The 14,558-nt window shown below is 51.9% G+C and carries 13 protein-coding genes; 9 read left to right on the forward strand and 4 right to left on the reverse strand.

Annotated elements, in window-relative coordinates; all coding sequences use genetic code 11:
• Positions 1–2,364 carry a TIM-barrel domain-containing protein gene (locus tag FDW97_RS09950; protein WP_137350988.1) on the forward strand — a complete coding sequence of 788 codons (2,364 nt, stop codon included), beginning with the start codon at positions 1–3 and terminating at the stop codon, positions 2,362–2,364.
• 187 nt (positions 2,365–2,551) lie between these two features.
• Here the strand turns inward: FDW97_RS09950 and FDW97_RS09955 are convergent, their stop codons facing one another.
• Positions 2,552–4,147, reverse strand: a complete 1,596-nt coding sequence (locus FDW97_RS09955; protein ID WP_038639134.1) for an ABC-F family ATPase — start codon at positions 4,145–4,147, stop codon at positions 2,552–2,554.
• Positions 4,148–4,379: 232 nt separating this feature from the next.
• Between FDW97_RS09955 and ldtB the strand changes: the two genes are divergently transcribed.
• Positions 4,380–5,300 (forward strand): L,D-transpeptidase, encoded by a 921-nt coding sequence (gene ldtB / locus FDW97_RS09960; protein WP_038643088.1) that lies wholly within the window; start codon positions 4,380–4,382, stop codon positions 5,298–5,300.
• A gap of 94 nt (positions 5,301–5,394) precedes the next feature.
• On the opposite strand, the gene FDW97_RS09965 is transcribed toward ldtB, so the two are convergent.
• Together FDW97_RS09965 and mntR are read right to left on the reverse strand one after the other, a co-directional pair.
• A complete protein-coding gene (locus tag FDW97_RS09965; RefSeq protein WP_137350989.1) occupies positions 5,395–6,504 on the reverse strand; it encodes an anion transporter in 1,110 nt (369 codons plus the stop codon).
• Positions 6,501–6,974 carry a manganese-binding transcriptional regulator MntR gene (gene mntR / locus FDW97_RS09970; protein ID WP_038639127.1) on the reverse strand — a complete coding sequence of 158 codons (474 nt, stop codon included), beginning with the start codon at positions 6,972–6,974 and terminating at the stop codon, positions 6,501–6,503. The genes FDW97_RS09965 and mntR overlap by 4 nt, the downstream gene beginning before the upstream one ends.
• A 186-nt stretch (positions 6,975–7,160) precedes the next feature.
• Here mntR and mntS point away from each other — a divergent pair, with 186 nt between their 5' ends.
• Both mntS and FDW97_RS09980 read left to right on the forward strand, forming a co-directional pair.
• Positions 7,161–7,289 (forward strand): manganase accumulation protein MntS, encoded by a 129-nt coding sequence (gene mntS, locus FDW97_RS09975; protein WP_003831584.1) that lies wholly within the window; start codon positions 7,161–7,163, stop codon positions 7,287–7,289.
• Positions 7,290–7,565: 276 nt separating this feature from the next.
• Positions 7,566–9,152 (forward strand): phosphoethanolamine transferase, encoded by a 1,587-nt coding sequence (locus FDW97_RS09980; RefSeq protein ID WP_137350990.1) that lies wholly within the window; start codon positions 7,566–7,568, stop codon positions 9,150–9,152.
• A gap of 63 nt (positions 9,153–9,215) precedes the next feature.
• On the opposite strand, the gene ompX is transcribed toward FDW97_RS09980, so the two are convergent.
• On the reverse strand, positions 9,216–9,731 hold the full coding sequence (ompX, locus tag FDW97_RS09985; protein WP_003035257.1) for an outer membrane protein OmpX: 516 nt from the start codon (positions 9,729–9,731) through the stop codon (positions 9,216–9,218).
• 400 nt (positions 9,732–10,131) lie between these two features.
• Between ompX and rhtA the strand changes: the two genes are divergently transcribed.
• The 5 genes from rhtA (at position 10,132) to glnQ (ending at position 14,453) form a co-directional block, all read left to right on the forward strand.
• Entirely contained in the window at positions 10,132–11,019 is an 888-nt protein-coding gene (rhtA, locus tag FDW97_RS09990) for a threonine/homoserine exporter RhtA (RefSeq protein ID WP_085047462.1), read from the forward strand.
• A gap of 303 nt (positions 11,020–11,322) precedes the next feature.
• Entirely contained in the window at positions 11,323–11,826 is a 504-nt protein-coding gene (gene dps, locus FDW97_RS09995; protein ID WP_038639118.1) for a DNA starvation/stationary phase protection protein Dps, read from the forward strand.
• A 365-nt stretch (positions 11,827–12,191) separates the two neighbouring features.
• A complete protein-coding gene (gene glnH / locus FDW97_RS10000; protein WP_038639115.1) occupies positions 12,192–12,938 on the forward strand; it encodes a glutamine ABC transporter substrate-binding protein GlnH in 747 nt (248 codons plus the stop codon).
• 136 nt (positions 12,939–13,074) lie between these two features.
• Entirely contained in the window at positions 13,075–13,734 is a 660-nt protein-coding gene (gene glnP, locus FDW97_RS10005; protein WP_006685364.1) for a glutamine ABC transporter permease GlnP, read from the forward strand.
• The gene (gene glnQ / locus FDW97_RS10010; RefSeq protein ID WP_042309588.1) at positions 13,731–14,453 is read left to right on the forward strand and encodes a glutamine ABC transporter ATP-binding protein GlnQ; all 723 of its coding nucleotides are present in this window, start codon (positions 13,731–13,733) and stop codon (positions 14,451–14,453) included. Before glnP ends, glnQ begins: the two co-directional genes overlap by 4 nt.
• Positions 14,454–14,558 lie beyond the last annotated feature (105 nt).

Below are 14,558 nucleotides of genomic sequence, written 5' to 3' on the forward strand. Positions count from 1 at the left end.
ATGAAAACCCTGAAAAACTGGATCGTAGACAAGCAGTCAGCAAACCATCTTGAACTGCTGGTCGATAACCAGCACCGTCTGTGTCTGTATGTGCTGGAAGAGAATCTTTTCCGCGTGCTGGTTAAGCGCAAAGGCGAGCTGGCGCTGGACCGCACCTGGAGTATCGCACCGGAAAAAGACGTGCCGTGGGAAGGCCGCCATCGTGACGACATAAGCGGTTTCTCCTGCCCGGCCTGGAACCTGACGCAGCAGGATGGTGCGCTAACCGTGGCAACCGAACAGCTACGCGTGACCGTCCACCAGCCGCTGTGGCTGGAGTGGCACTACCGCAATGAGGCGGGCGAGTGGCAGCCGCTGGTCAATGACCGTCCAACCAGCGCCTACCTGCTGAATGCCCACGGCGACGGCGTGGCGCACTATCTGAGCCGCTCTAAGGATGAGCGTTTCTACGGCCTGGGCGAGAAAGCGGGCGATCTGCAGCGTAACGGTAAACGCTATGAAATGCGCAACCTCGATGCGATGGGCTATAACGCAGTCAGCACTGACCCGCTGTACAAGCACATCCCATTCACTATCGCCCGCCGTCATGATGTGAGCTACGGCCTGTTCTACGACAACCTGAGCAGTTGCTGGCTGGATTTGGGTAACGAAATCGATAACTACCACACCGCCTATCGCCGCTGGCAGGCGGAAGCCGGTGATATTGATTACTACATCTTTACCGGCAAGCGCGTGCTGGACGTCACCAAAGCCTTTGTCCGTCTGACCGGCAAAACGCTGTTCGGACCGAAATGGAGCCTGGGCTACAGCGGCTCGACCATGCATTACACCGACGCACCGGACGCGCAGAACCAGCTCATGAACTTCATCCGCCTGTGCGCAGAACATGCTATTCCGTGCGACTCGTTCCAGCTCTCGTCCGGCTACACCTCGATCAACGGCAAGCGCTACGTCTTTAACTGGAACTACGACAAGGTGCCGCAACCGAAGGTGATGAGCCAGGCGTTCCACGACGCGGGGCTGAAACTGGCGGCCAATATCAAACCGTGCCTGTTGCAGGATCACCCGCGTTATAACGAAGTGGCAGAACGCGGCCTGTTTATTCGCGATTCAGAAACCGATGCGCCAGAACGTTCCAGCTTCTGGGATGACGAAGGCTCTAACCTTGACTTTACCAACCCGCAGACTATCCAGTGGTGGCAGGAAGGCGTCACCACGCAGTTGCTGGAGATGGGGATCGACGCCACCTGGAACGACAACAACGAGTTTGAAGTGTGGGACGGCGAAGCGCGCTGCCATGGCTTCGGCCAGGAGATCGCTATCAAGCACATTCGCCCGGTAATGCCGCTGCTGATGATGCGCGCCTCGCTGGAAGCGCAGCAGCGTTTCGCCCCGGAGAAGCGCCCGTATCTCATCTCCCGTTCCGGCTGCGCCGGGATGCAGCGCTACGTGCAGACCTGGAGCGGTGATAACCGCACCAGTTGGGATACCCTGCGCTTCAACACCCGCATGGGGCTGGGGATGAGTTTGTCCGGGCTGTTCAACGTCGGTCACGACGTCGGCGGTTTCTCCGGCGACAAGCCGGACGCCGAGCTGTTTGTCCGCTGGGTACAAAACGGCGTGATGCATCCGCGCTTTACCATTCACTCCTGGAATGATGACCACACGGTGAACGAACCGTGGATGTATCCGGGCGTGACGCCTGCCATTCGTGGAGCCATTGAACTGCGCTATCGCCTGCTGCCGTATCTTTACACCCTGCTCTGGCAGGCGCATGCCGACGACGAGCCGATGCTGCGCCCGACCTTCCTCGATCACGAACACGATGCGCAGACCTTTGAAGAGTGCGATGACTTCCTGCTGGGCCGCGACCTGCTGGTGGCAAGCGTCGTCGAAGCCGGGCAGCGCGAGCGTCGTGTCTGGCTGCCGGATAACGAAACCGGTTGGTACGATTTTTACACCAACGAGTGGTTCGCTGGCGGGCAATCCATCGTTCTCGACGCGCCGCTGGAAAAACTGCCGCTGCTGGTACGCGCAGGTGCTGCTCTTCCGCTAAGCGAACGCATTACCCACGTGTCCGCTGAAAAAGACAACACCCGTGAGCTGAAGTTGTTCCCGGTGAAAGGCGTCGGCACAACCTCCGGCCTGCTGTTTGAAGATGACGGCGAAAGCTGGGGCTACCAGAATGGCAATGCGCTGTGGGTGGAATGGGAGATGGTGTGTGATGGCGCAGCGATCAATCTGAAGGTCAACGCGCGTGGGGATTATCATCCGGCGTGGAAGGCGCTGAAGGTGTCGTTACCGGCGGGGGAAAAACGTAAGCTGCTGGTGAATGGGGTTGAAGGGGGCGAGTGGCTGGTGTAGTGCTGCCTGATGCCCTCACCCTACCCCTCTCCCACAGGGAGAGGGAATAAAGGCTCGACGCCTTTCCCTAAGTATTTCGCGCTGCAGGAAGGCGGCAAACCTGTGAATCCCCGGGAGCTTACATTAGTAAGTGACCGGGGTGAACAGGTGAAGCCAACACATCTGCAGCGTGAAAGACGACGGGAAATTAGCCGTCGATACCTTTACTACGCAGGTAATCTTCGTAGTTACCGGTGAAGTCGATCACGCGCTCCGGCGTAATTTCAATCACACGGGTTGCCAGAGAACTGACGAACTCACGGTCGTGAGAAACGAAAATCAACGTGCCCTGATACATTTCCAGCGCCATGTTCAGCGACTCAATCGATTCCATATCCAGGTGGTTAGTTGGTTCATCCATTACCAGAATATTCGGTTTCTGCATCATCAGCTTACCGAACAGCATGCGCCCTTTTTCACCACCGGAGAGCACTTTTGCAGGCTTCTTGATATCGTCCTGGCTGAACAGCAGACGACCGAGGAAGCTGCGCACAACCTGTTCATCATCGCCTTCTTGTTTCCACTGGCTCATCCACTCGAATACGGTCAGATCGTTTTCGAACTCATATTCATGATCCTGCGCGTAGTAACCAACTTGCGCGTTTTCGGACCACTTCACGGTACCGTTATCCGGCTGCAAATCACCGACCAGCGTTTTCAGCATAGTGGATTTACCCACGCCGTTGGCGCCCAGAATGGCAATCTTCTCACCCACCTCGAGCAGCAGATTGAAGTTTTTAAACAGCGGGCCTTCATCAAAACCTTTAGTAAGCGCTTCCACTTCCAGCGCGTTACGGAACAGTTTCTTATCCTGTTCGAAGCGAATGAACGGGTTCTGACGGCTGGAAGCTTTAACTTCTTCCAGTTTAATTTTATCGATCTGACGGGCGCGGGAAGTCGCCTGACGAGATTTTGAGGCGTTGGCGCTAAAGCGGCTGACGAAAGATTGCAGGTCGGCAATCTGCGCTTTCTTCTTGGCATTATCGGCCAGCAGACGTTCACGCGCCTGGGTGGCCGCCGTCATGTATTCGTCGTAGTTCCCCGGATAAACACGCAGTTCGCCGTAGTCCAGATCCGCCATGTGCGTGCAGACCATGTTCAGGAAGTGACGGTCGTGCGAAATGATGATCATGGTGCTGTCACGTTCGTTCAGCGTCTGCTCCAGCCAGCGGATGGTGTCGATATCCAGGTTGTTCGTTGGTTCGTCGAGCAGCAAAATGTCCGGGTTAGAGAACAGCGCCTGCGCCAGAAGCACACGCAGCTTCCAGCCGGGTGCGACTTCGCTCATCGGGCCGTAATGTTGTTCTACCGGAATACCCACGCCCAGCAGCAGTTCGCCCGCACGCGCTTCAGCAGAATAACCGTCCATTTCACCGTACTGAACTTCGAGGTCAGCCACTTTATAGCCGTCTTCTTCACTCATTTCGGCCAGCGCGTATATACGATCGCGCTCCTGCTTCACTGCCCACAGTTCAGCATGCCCCATGATCACGGTGTCAAGCACGGTGAACTCTTCAAAGGCGAACTGATCCTGACGCAGCTTACCGATGCGCTCATTCGGATCGAGGGAAACGTTACCCAGCGTCGGTTCGAGATCACCGCCGAGAATTTTCATAAAAGTGGATTTACCGCTACCGTTCGCGCCAATCAGGCCGTAACGGTTGCCGCCGCCAAATTTGACGGAAATATTTTCAAACAGCGGCTTACTGCCAAACTGCATGGTGACGTTGCTGGAAACTAACACTGGCGTATCCTGAAAGAGAAAGAAATATGTGACAAACCGCTTATTATGCCATAAGTCTACGATAAGATCGCCCCTTCATGCTGAAGGGGGAAAGTGAAAGCAAAAGGAAAAAAATGTGATTTAGTACACATCCGAATTCCTTGTTGCTCAGATTGCACATATAATGCGTGCCCAACACTACATAAATCTCAACCCACTCGCCTGCCTGGCACTGAATCTCGCATACATGAAGATGAATATGAAATTGACAACGCTTTTCGCGGCGGCACTTGCGGTAGTTGGTTTTTGCAACACTGCCTCAGCCGTCACGTACCCGCTGCCTACCGATGGTAGCCGTTTGATTGGCCAAAACCAGGTCATCACCATTCCTGAAGGCAATACCCAACCGCTGGAGTATTTTGCGGCAGAATATCAGATGGGTCTGTCTAACATGCTGGAAGCGAACCCTGGCGTGGATACTTTCCTGCCGAAGGGCGGCACCGTACTGAACATTCCTCAGCAGTTGATCCTGCCGGATACCGTGCATGAAGGTATTGTTATCAACAGCGCTGAAATGCGTTTGTACTACTACCCGAAAGGCACCAACACCGTTATCGTTCTGCCGATCGGTATCGGCCAGTTAGGCAAAGACACGCCAATCAACTGGACCACCAAAGTAGAACGTAAGAAAGCGGGCCCAACCTGGACGCCAACGGCGAAAATGCATGCGGAATACCGCGCTGCGGGCGAACCGCTGCCAGCCGTGGTTCCGGCAGGCCCGGATAACCCGATGGGGCTGTACGCACTGTATATCGGCCGTCTGTATGCTATTCACGGCACCAATGCTAACTTCGGCGTTGGCTTACGTGTCAGCCACGGTTGTGTCCGTCTGCGTAACGACGACATCAAATTCCTGTTTGAAAATGTGCCGGTCGGCACTCGCGTACAGTTTATCGATGAGCCGGTGAAAGCCACTACCGAACCAGACGGCAGCCGCTACATCGAGGTACACAACCCGCTGTCCACCACGGAAGCACAGTTTGAAGGCGGGGAAATCGTACCGATTACGCTGAACAAGAGCATTACCAGCGTCACCGGTCAATCTGATGTCGATCAGTCCGTCGTTGAGCAGGCGGTACAGAACCGTTCTGGTATGCCGGTTCGTCTGAACTAATCTGCTATACATGCCCGATGGCGCTACGCTTATCGGGCCTACCAACGCAGTAGGCCGGATCAGGCGCCAGCCGCCATCCGGCACACCATATCAATTACATCATCTGCAGCAAAACATACCCTACCAGCGCCGCCCATATCAGCATCGGCAACGAATACCAATGAAAACGCCACCAGATCCGTCGATCGTTTGCCATGCGTAAAGCGATAAGATTCGCCAGCGATCCCGGCAGCAGACCAAACCCACCCACATTAACCGCCCAGGCCAGCAGCAGCGTCGGCGGAACGTAGTTCAGCAACAAAATCGTACTAGGAACATTACTGATAAACTGCGACAGGCCAATGGCCGTCAACCAGAGACCCGGCGCTGAGAGCGTGCCAATCTGGTGCGTTATCCCCTGCAATACCGGTAGCTGCGTCAGCAAATACACATCAATAAACATCGCCATAAATACCAGCAGCAGCGTCCAGTCCACGCTGAGGATGACGCGACGCGCCAGAACCATGAACCCCGCCGCCACAATCGCCAGACCCCACAGCTCTTGTTTTAACTCCAGCGCCGTCAGAAAGATGATATACAGCGCCAGACAGCTCCACACCAGGCGTGGTTGCCAGTCCAGCGCGCGCGTCCCGGTATGATAGTGCAATGCTTTGTTCGGGAAACTGAACCAGCACAGCACCACCAGCGTCAGCATCATGGCACCCGCGAGCGGCGCCATTTGCCACGTAAACGCGGTAAATGACAACCCGGAGCGCCCCCACATCAGGATATTTTGCGGATTGCCGATTGGCGTCAGCAACGATCCGGCGTTTACCGCCAGCGCCTCAAAGATAATCAGGCGATTCACCGGAATGGCGCACAATTTTTTCAGGGTGATGGTCAGCGGGACAACAATAAACAATGCCACATCGTTGGTCAGAAACGTCGACAGCAGCGCCGCCGCCAGCACCATAAATATCGCCAATTGGCGTTCAGTGTGAAAGCGGCGGATCATCTTGCGCCCTAACACATCGAAGTAACCGCTTAATTCAACGCCTTTGGTCAGTAACATCAGGCCGCTAAGCGTAATAATGGTGTGCCAGTCAATCGCTCCAGGCCAGGAACGGGGCGTAAATGGCGTGAACACGCTCAGTACAACCCCGACGATGATTAACAGCTGGAAAAAACGATCGCGCTGCAAGGCGCGTAGTAAAGGAAAACTCATTCAGAGCCAGATCCTTGCTGTTGCGTAAAACGGCTAAAAGCCTCCAGCGTTTCCTTACTGACGTGGTGCTCCATTCCCTCTGCGTCACGGCGGGCAATTTCCGGGCTGATACCTAACATCAACAGGAAATTTTCCACAATCTGATGACGCTCCCGGCTCTCCTGGGCCAGACGTTCGCCTTCTGCGGTTAAAAACACACCGCGCCAGGGGATCATTTCAATCAACCCGACGGAAGCAAGGCGCTTCAACATTTTGGCAACCGTCGGCTGGGAAACCCCGAGTCGGGCAGCCATGTCAACCTGGCGCGCTTCACCTACCTCAATAATGAGATCGGAAATCAGCTCTACGTAGTCATCAATCAGCTCGCGGCGATGCGCCTCCCGGACCTGACGAAATCCTTCAACGTGTTCTTCGACATTCACCAATTGCGTCACTTTTTTTGTTGTTGGCGTACCTGCGCGACGACTCATTCTGCTTCCTCGTTACTGTGACGCGTTAACGGCATCTGATTAGAGAGCGCTCATTGTAAACCAGAGTTGCGTGGGCACAAAAAATTAACGTTTTAGCAATAGCTATATAATATAGCCTGTGCTATATCTGTATATAATAAAGACATCCCTCAAGGACTGATGGGATCGTGAAGTCAGGAGGTGTATATGAATGAATTTAAGAGGTGTATACGCGTGTTTAGCCATTCTCCCTTTAAAGTACGGTTGATGCTGATCTCTATGCTGTGTGACATGATCAACAGCAAACCAGAGCAGGATAAACCTTCAGAAAAATAATGCGGCGTCGCGGTACGCCGCTTCCTTTCCCTGCTGTCATCTGGGTACAGTAGTGTTTTTCGTCCCAATAACCCTGCTTTTTGTCAGTTTTGCCACCTCTCTCGCAAAACAATTTCCTTGTAGTAGTTGACCTTCTCTCATGCACACTCTATCTTTTCGCAGCCCTGCGTATATTGCGGCTCGCGGAGGCGGACCCTATCCCTCTTCTCGCTCTCTCAGGCAGGCAATGACCCTTAACGCCAGGGTAAGCACATGGCGTTTTTGCATTAGTGGCGTATGAATTTAACCCTCAAAGATTCAATCATTGCTCGTAGCCGGGCCATTAGTCCGTGGACTGGCCTCTATTTCTTACAGTCTATGCTGATCAACCTGGCGTTGGGCTATCCGCTTAGCTTGCTCTACAGCGTTGCTTTCACCTGTATATTAATACTGCTGTGGCGCAGCGCGCCGCGCGCGCAGAAAGTGCTGATCGGCATTTGCTCACTTATTGCGGCAATGTACTTTCCGTTTGGTCAGGCTTACGGTTCGCCTAACTTCAATACGTTGCTGGCGCTGCATTCAACCAATATGGAAGAGTCCACCGAGATCCTGACCATCTTCCCCTGGTACAATTATCTGGTTGGGGTATTTATTTTTGCCCTCGGCGTTATCGCCGTACGCCGTAAAAAAGAAGCGCAGAAGCGCAGTTGGAATAAGTACGACAGTTTGTGTTTGTTGTTTAGTGTCGTCGCGTTTTTTGTTACCCCGGTACAAAACCTGGCCTGGGGCGGCGTGTTCAAGCTTAAGGACACCGGTTATCCGGTTTTCCGCTTCGCCAAAGACGTGATCGTCAATAATAACGAAGTGCTCGATGAACAGGAGCGCATGGCGAAGCTGTCGAGTGTGAAAGACAACTGGACAGTAACCGCCGTGAAGCCAAAGTATCACACCTATGTCGTGGTCATTGGTGAAAGCGCCCGCCGCGATGCATTAGGCGCGTTTGGCGGTCACTGGGATAACACCCCGTTTGCCAGTTCCGTTAACGGCTATCTGTTCGCAGATTACATTGCCGCAAGCGGTTCAACGCAAAAATCGCTTGGCTTAACGCTTAATCGGGTAGTTGATAATAAGCCGCAGTTCCAGGATAACTTTGTCACTCTGGCTAACCGCGCGGGATTCCAGACGTGGTGGTTTTCCAATCAGGGGCAGATTGGTGAATACGATACGGCTATCGCCAGTATCGCAAAGCGGGCTGATGAAGTGCACTTCCTCAAAAATGGTGATTTCGAAGCGGATAAAAATACCCGTGACGAAGAACTGTTAAAGATGACCGCCCAGGTGCTGGCAACCGAGCGCACTCAGCCGCAGCTCATCGTGCTGCATTTAATGGGTTCACATCCGCAGGCCTGCGACCGTACGCAAGGAAAATACGAGACCTTCGTTCAGTCAAAAGAGACATCTTGCTATCTGTACACCATGACGCAGACGGATGACCTGCTGCGCCAGCTTTACGAGCAATTACGTAACAGCGGCAATAGCTTCTCGATGGTCTATTTCTCCGATCATGGCCTCGCCTTTAAAGAGCGGGGAAAAGAGGTGCAGTACCTGGCGCATGACGATCGGTTCCAGCAGAATTTCCAGGTGCCTTTTATGGTGCTGTCGAGTGATGATAAAGCGCATCGGGTGATCAAAGCCCGTCGCTCTGCCAATGATTTCCTCAGCTTTTTCTCTCAATGGACGGGGATCAGCGCGAAGGAAATTACCAACAGCTACCGTTTTATCTCAGAGAAGAAAGCCGGACCGGTGTATATCACCAACTTCAAACTGCAGAAGGTGGATTACAACCATCTGGGTACCGATATCTTTGAGACCAAATCTCGTTAATCTCTAAATTACACGCAAAAAAAATCCGCCTCAAAAGGCGGATTTTTTATATCACCGAAGTGATTAGAAGCGGTAACCCACGCCAGCGATCCAGGTGCCAACGTCAACGCTACGAATACGGCTCTGCTCATAGGAGAAGTCCAGAGCAACGTTTTCGATCGGGTTGAACTGCAGACCAGCACCGTAAGAGAAACCGTAGTCGCTGGTGGTGTGGTTGTCAGCCGGAGATGCTGCGTTCTGGAATTTACCGTAACCAACACCCACTACACCGTAGATGCTTGCCCAGTCGTTCAGACGGTAAGCCGGACCCGCAGTGATGCCGTAGTACTGGGTTTTGTTGTAGTCGCCAGAAGCATCGGTACGGTCTTTTTCAGTGTAAGTGAAGGAACCGATTACACCCAGCGGGTTATTGTCCTGCTCGTAGCGATACTTCAGGTTGAAACCGTTCATTTTGTTCGCTGCGCCCTGAGCATCACTCTGAGCGTAACCACCAGTAACGGTAGAAGTAGCAGCTACAGCAGTACCTGCGGAGAAAGCCAGAACAGCGGCCAGTGCTGAAAGACATGCAATTTTTTTCATAACCACCTCAAATGTGCTTCAAGTAAATCCTAAGTTTTAAATATAACAAAAATTGATGGGAAACTCTTTGCGATTCGCGGTGTCTAACGGGCTCTTTCATGTAACAAAACATTTCACAAACCAGCTATACCTTTCAATTTACACCACTTTTTTAAGCTAATGAGCCATTATTGCGCGCACAATACGACACATTCATCCAGATAATTCCTAATCACGCAGATTATTAATCCACCAATTTCGTACCATTGTACGGATCTGAAGAATTTTTTTTTCAACCAATACTCAACCAGTTGAGTGTATTTCCATTACACTCGCTGTTTTACTTTTCTATACATTTTGCCATCCGCGTCGCAACGCCGCGCAGATGAAGAGATGTAACCATCATTTGTCAGGAGAAAGGATGCCGGGGTCGTTACGAAAAGCGCCAGTTTGGTTACCTATTTTAGTTTTGCTTATTGCTATGTCCTCCATTCAAAGCGGAGCATCTCTGGCAAAATCGCTGTTCCCTCTCGTCGGTGCGCCTGGCGTTACCGCGCTGCGCCTCGCACTGGGCACGCTCATCCTTATCGCCTTCTTTAAACCCTGGCGTTTACGTTTTGCCAAAGAACAGCGCCTGCCGCTGCTGTTTTATGGTCTGTCTCTTGGCGGGATGAACTACCTCTTTTATCTGTCTATTCAGACTGTCCCGCTGGGAATTGCCGTGGCGCTGGAGTTTACCGGCCCGCTTGCAGTGGCGCTGTTTTCATCCCGACGCCCTGTAGATTTTATTTGGGTCGCGCTGGCCGTTCTTGGGCTTTGGTTCCTGTTACCGCTTGGCCAGGACGTTTCTCATGTGGATTTAACCGGCGCAGCGCTGGCGCTGGGAGCTGGCGCCTGTTGGGCCGTTTATATTCTCACCGGGCAGCGTGCCGGCGCGGAACATGGTCCGGCAACCGTAGCGGTTGGTTCATTAATCGCCGCGCTGATTTTTGTTCCCATTGGCGCAGTTCAGGCCGGCGATGCCCTGTGGCACTGGTCAATACTGCCGTTGGGCCTGGCCGTGGCCGTACTCTCCACCGCGCTCCCCTACTCATTAGAGATGATCGCACTAACGCGATTGCCAACGCGGACTTTTGGTACGTTAATGAGCATGGAACCCGCGCTGGCTGCGGTTTCGGGAATGATCTTCCTCGGTGAAACGCTAACGCTTATCCAGACGCTGGCCCTGGGGGCGATTATTGCCGCATCAATGGGTTCTACACTCACTATTCGCAAAGAACCGCAAATTAAGCAAGTTGACGTGAATTAACCCCTTAATATTCTGCATGGTTTGCATAATCATGCAGAATATCCAATTGTAAATCTGCGTGATAATTTTTCTAATAAATAGATTTTTCTCATTCGCCTATTTCTTTTAATTTCCACATTAACATAAAAATAACACTGCATGACAATAAAACCATGTATCCTCATGATTTCAATATATTTTTATTATCCGCTCATCTCTTCGCTATTAAAGTAATAGGTAACACCGGAAAAATAAATCCAAAATTAGCGCTATACTTATTTCCGTTGAAGAGTTGGGACATAAATATCAAGAGGATATGAAAATATGAGTACCGCAAAACTGGTAAAAACAAAAGCATCCGCCCTCGTTTATACTCGCAACGATGTGACAGACAGCGAAAAGAAAGCAACGGTAGAACTGCTGAATCAGCAAGTGATCCAGTTCATCGACCTGTCGTTGATCACTAAACAGGCTCACTGGAACATGCGCGGCGCGAACTTTATTGCTGTCCATGAAATGCTGGATGGCTTCCGTACTGCCCTGACCGATCATCTCGATACCATGGCTGAGCGCGCCGTACAGTTAGGCGGTGTGGCATTGGGTACAACCCAGGTCATTAACAGCAAAACGCCGCTGAAAAGCTATCCGCTGGATATCCATAGCGTACAGGACCACTTAAAAGAGCTGGCCGATCGTTATGCAGTGGTCGCCAATAGCGTACGTAAAGCCATTAGCGAAGCAAAAGACGAAGATACAGCGGATATCTTCACCGCTGCGTCACGCGATCTCGACAAATTCCTGTGGTTTATCGAAGCCAACATTGAATAACTGTAGGCATAAGAATTACCTATAAAACCCTCGCTCCGGCGGGGGTTTTGCACATCTATGGTGCATAACATTGATCATTCGTCACTCCAAAGTAAATTAATTGTAATAATCACCTCACACAATCGTTAACGAAAGATTGTTTTATCAACAATTTTTACGCTAAATAGTCATACCGTTTGCACCGTGTCAGGTACGCACCAAATGAGTGCCCCAAAATAGTGCAGATTATCCGCTTTGCCCTACTTATTGTGCAGAGAAAAGAAATACCTTCTTTTTAAAACAATGAGTTGCAAAAGTGGCACGATTTTTTCATTAAGCCATATGTTCTCGCAGGGGATCGCCCCGTGGATATAAAAGGAAATCCTATGAAGTCTGTATTAAAAGTTTCACTGGCTGCACTTACCCTGGCTTTTGCGGTGTCCTCCCATGCCGCAGATAAGAAACTGGTTGTCGCAACTGACACCGCGTTTGTTCCATTTGAATTCAAACAGGGTGACAAATACGTTGGATTTGATGTGGATCTGTGGGCTGCCGTCGCCAAAGAATTGAAGCTGGATTATGAACTGAAACCAATGGATTTCAGCGGCATCATCCCTGCTCTGCAAACCAAAAACGTCGACCTGGCACTGGCGGGTATCACCATCACCGACGAGCGTAAAAAAGCGATCGACTTCTCTGACGGCTACTACAAAAGCGGTCTGTTAGTGATGGTCAAAGCGAATAATAACGACGTTAAAAGCGTGAAAGACCTGGATGGTAAAGTCGTTGCAGTGAAGAGCGGCACCGGTTCCGTTGATTACGCAAAAGCTAACATCAAAACCAAAGACCTGCGTCAGTTCCCAAATATCGATAACGCCTATATGGAACTGGGCACCAACCGCGCAGACGCCGTGCTGCATGACACGCCAAACATTCTTTATTTCATCAAAACCGCGGGTAACGGCCAGTTCAAAGCCGTAGGTGACTCGCTGGAAGCTCAGCAGTACGGTATCGCCTTCCCGAAAGGCAGCAATGACCTGCGTGAGAAAGTGAACGGCGCGCTGAAAACGCTGAAAGAGAACGGCACTTATAACGAGATCTACAAAAAATGGTTCGGTACTGAACCTAAATAATAACTGGCAGTGATGCCCGGTGGCGCGATGCATACCGGGCCTTTCCCAGGATTTTTGAGACCTGTAACCGGATAAGCACAGCGTATCTGGCAAAACGGGCATTTGAATATTTACACCACGGTAACAGGAACGACATATGCAGTTTGACTGGAGTGCCATCTGGCCCGCCATCCCGCTTTTGATTGAAGGCGCCAAAATGACCTTATGGATCTCGATCCTCGGTCTGGCTGGCGGCCTGGTAATCGGGCTTGCAGCAGGGTTTGCGCGTACTTTCGGCGGTTGGATAGCCAACCACGTAGCGCTGGTGTTTATCGAAGTCATTCGCGGTACACCAATCGTTGTGCAAGTGATGTTTATCTACTTCGCTCTGCCAATGGCGTTTAACGATTTACGTATTGACCCCTTTAGCGCCGCCGTTGTCACCATTATGATCAACTCCGGTGCCTATATTGCGGAAATCACCCGCGGCGCGGTGCTCTCAATCCATAAAGGATTCAGTGAAGCCGGACTGGCGCTTGGACTTTCACGTACAGAGACTATCCGTCACGTTATTTTGCCTCTCGCGCTGCGTCGTATGCTGCCGCCGCTGGGCAACCAGTGGATCATCAGCATTAAAGATACCTCGCTGTTTATCGTCATTGGCGTCGCTGAACTGACCCGCCAGGGCCAGGAAATCATTGCCGGTAACTTCCGCGCACTGGAAATCTGGAGCGCCGTTGCGGTGTTCTATCTGATCATTACGCTGGTGCTGAGCTTCATTCTGCGTCGTCTGGAAAGAAGGATGAAAATCCTGTGATTGAATTTAAAAACGTTTCTAAGCACTTTGGTCCTACCCAGGTGCTGCACAATATTGATCTGAACATTAAGCAGGGCGAAGTCGTGGTCATCATCGGGCCGTCCGGTTCCGGTAAATCTACTCTGCTGCGCTGCATTAACAAGCTGGAAGAGATAACCTCTGGCGATCTGATCGTCGACGGTCTGAAAGTCAACGATCCCAAGGTCGATGAGCGGTTAATTCGCCAGGAAGCCGGGATGGTGTTTCAGCAGTTCTACCTGTTCCCCCACCTGACGGCGCTGGAAAACGTCATGTTTGGGCCGCAGCGCGTACGCGGGGCGAATAAAGAACAGGCAGAGAAGTTGGCGAAAGAATTGCTGGCGAAGGTCGGCCTGGCCGAGCGCGCGCATCACTACCCTTCTGAACTGTCCGGCGGTCAACAACAGCGTGTGGCTATCGCCCGTGCACTGGCAGTAAAGCCGAAAATGATGCTGTTTGATGAGCCAACCTCGGCGCTTGACCCTGAACTGCGTCACGAAGTTCTGAAAGTCATGCAGGATCTGGCGGAAGAAGGAATGACCATGGTGATTGTGACCCACGAGATCGGCTTTGCCGAAAAAGTGGCCTCACGTCTGATTTTCATTGATAAGGGACGTATTGCCGAAGACGGTAATCCGCAAGCCCTGATTGAAAATCCACCCAGCCAGCGTTTACAGGAGTTCTTGCAGCACGTCTCCTGATGCATTGACCTCCCTTCGCCCGAAGGGAGGTTTTCACCAGAATCCTCTCATTTCCATTCTCTTACGCTCTGGCATCTATACTTATCCTTTTGAATTTATTTTCTC

The sequence above is a fragment of the Citrobacter sp. wls708 genome, assembly GCF_005281255.1.
Taxonomy (GTDB): Bacteria; Pseudomonadota; Gammaproteobacteria; order Enterobacterales; family Enterobacteriaceae; genus Citrobacter; species Citrobacter werkmanii.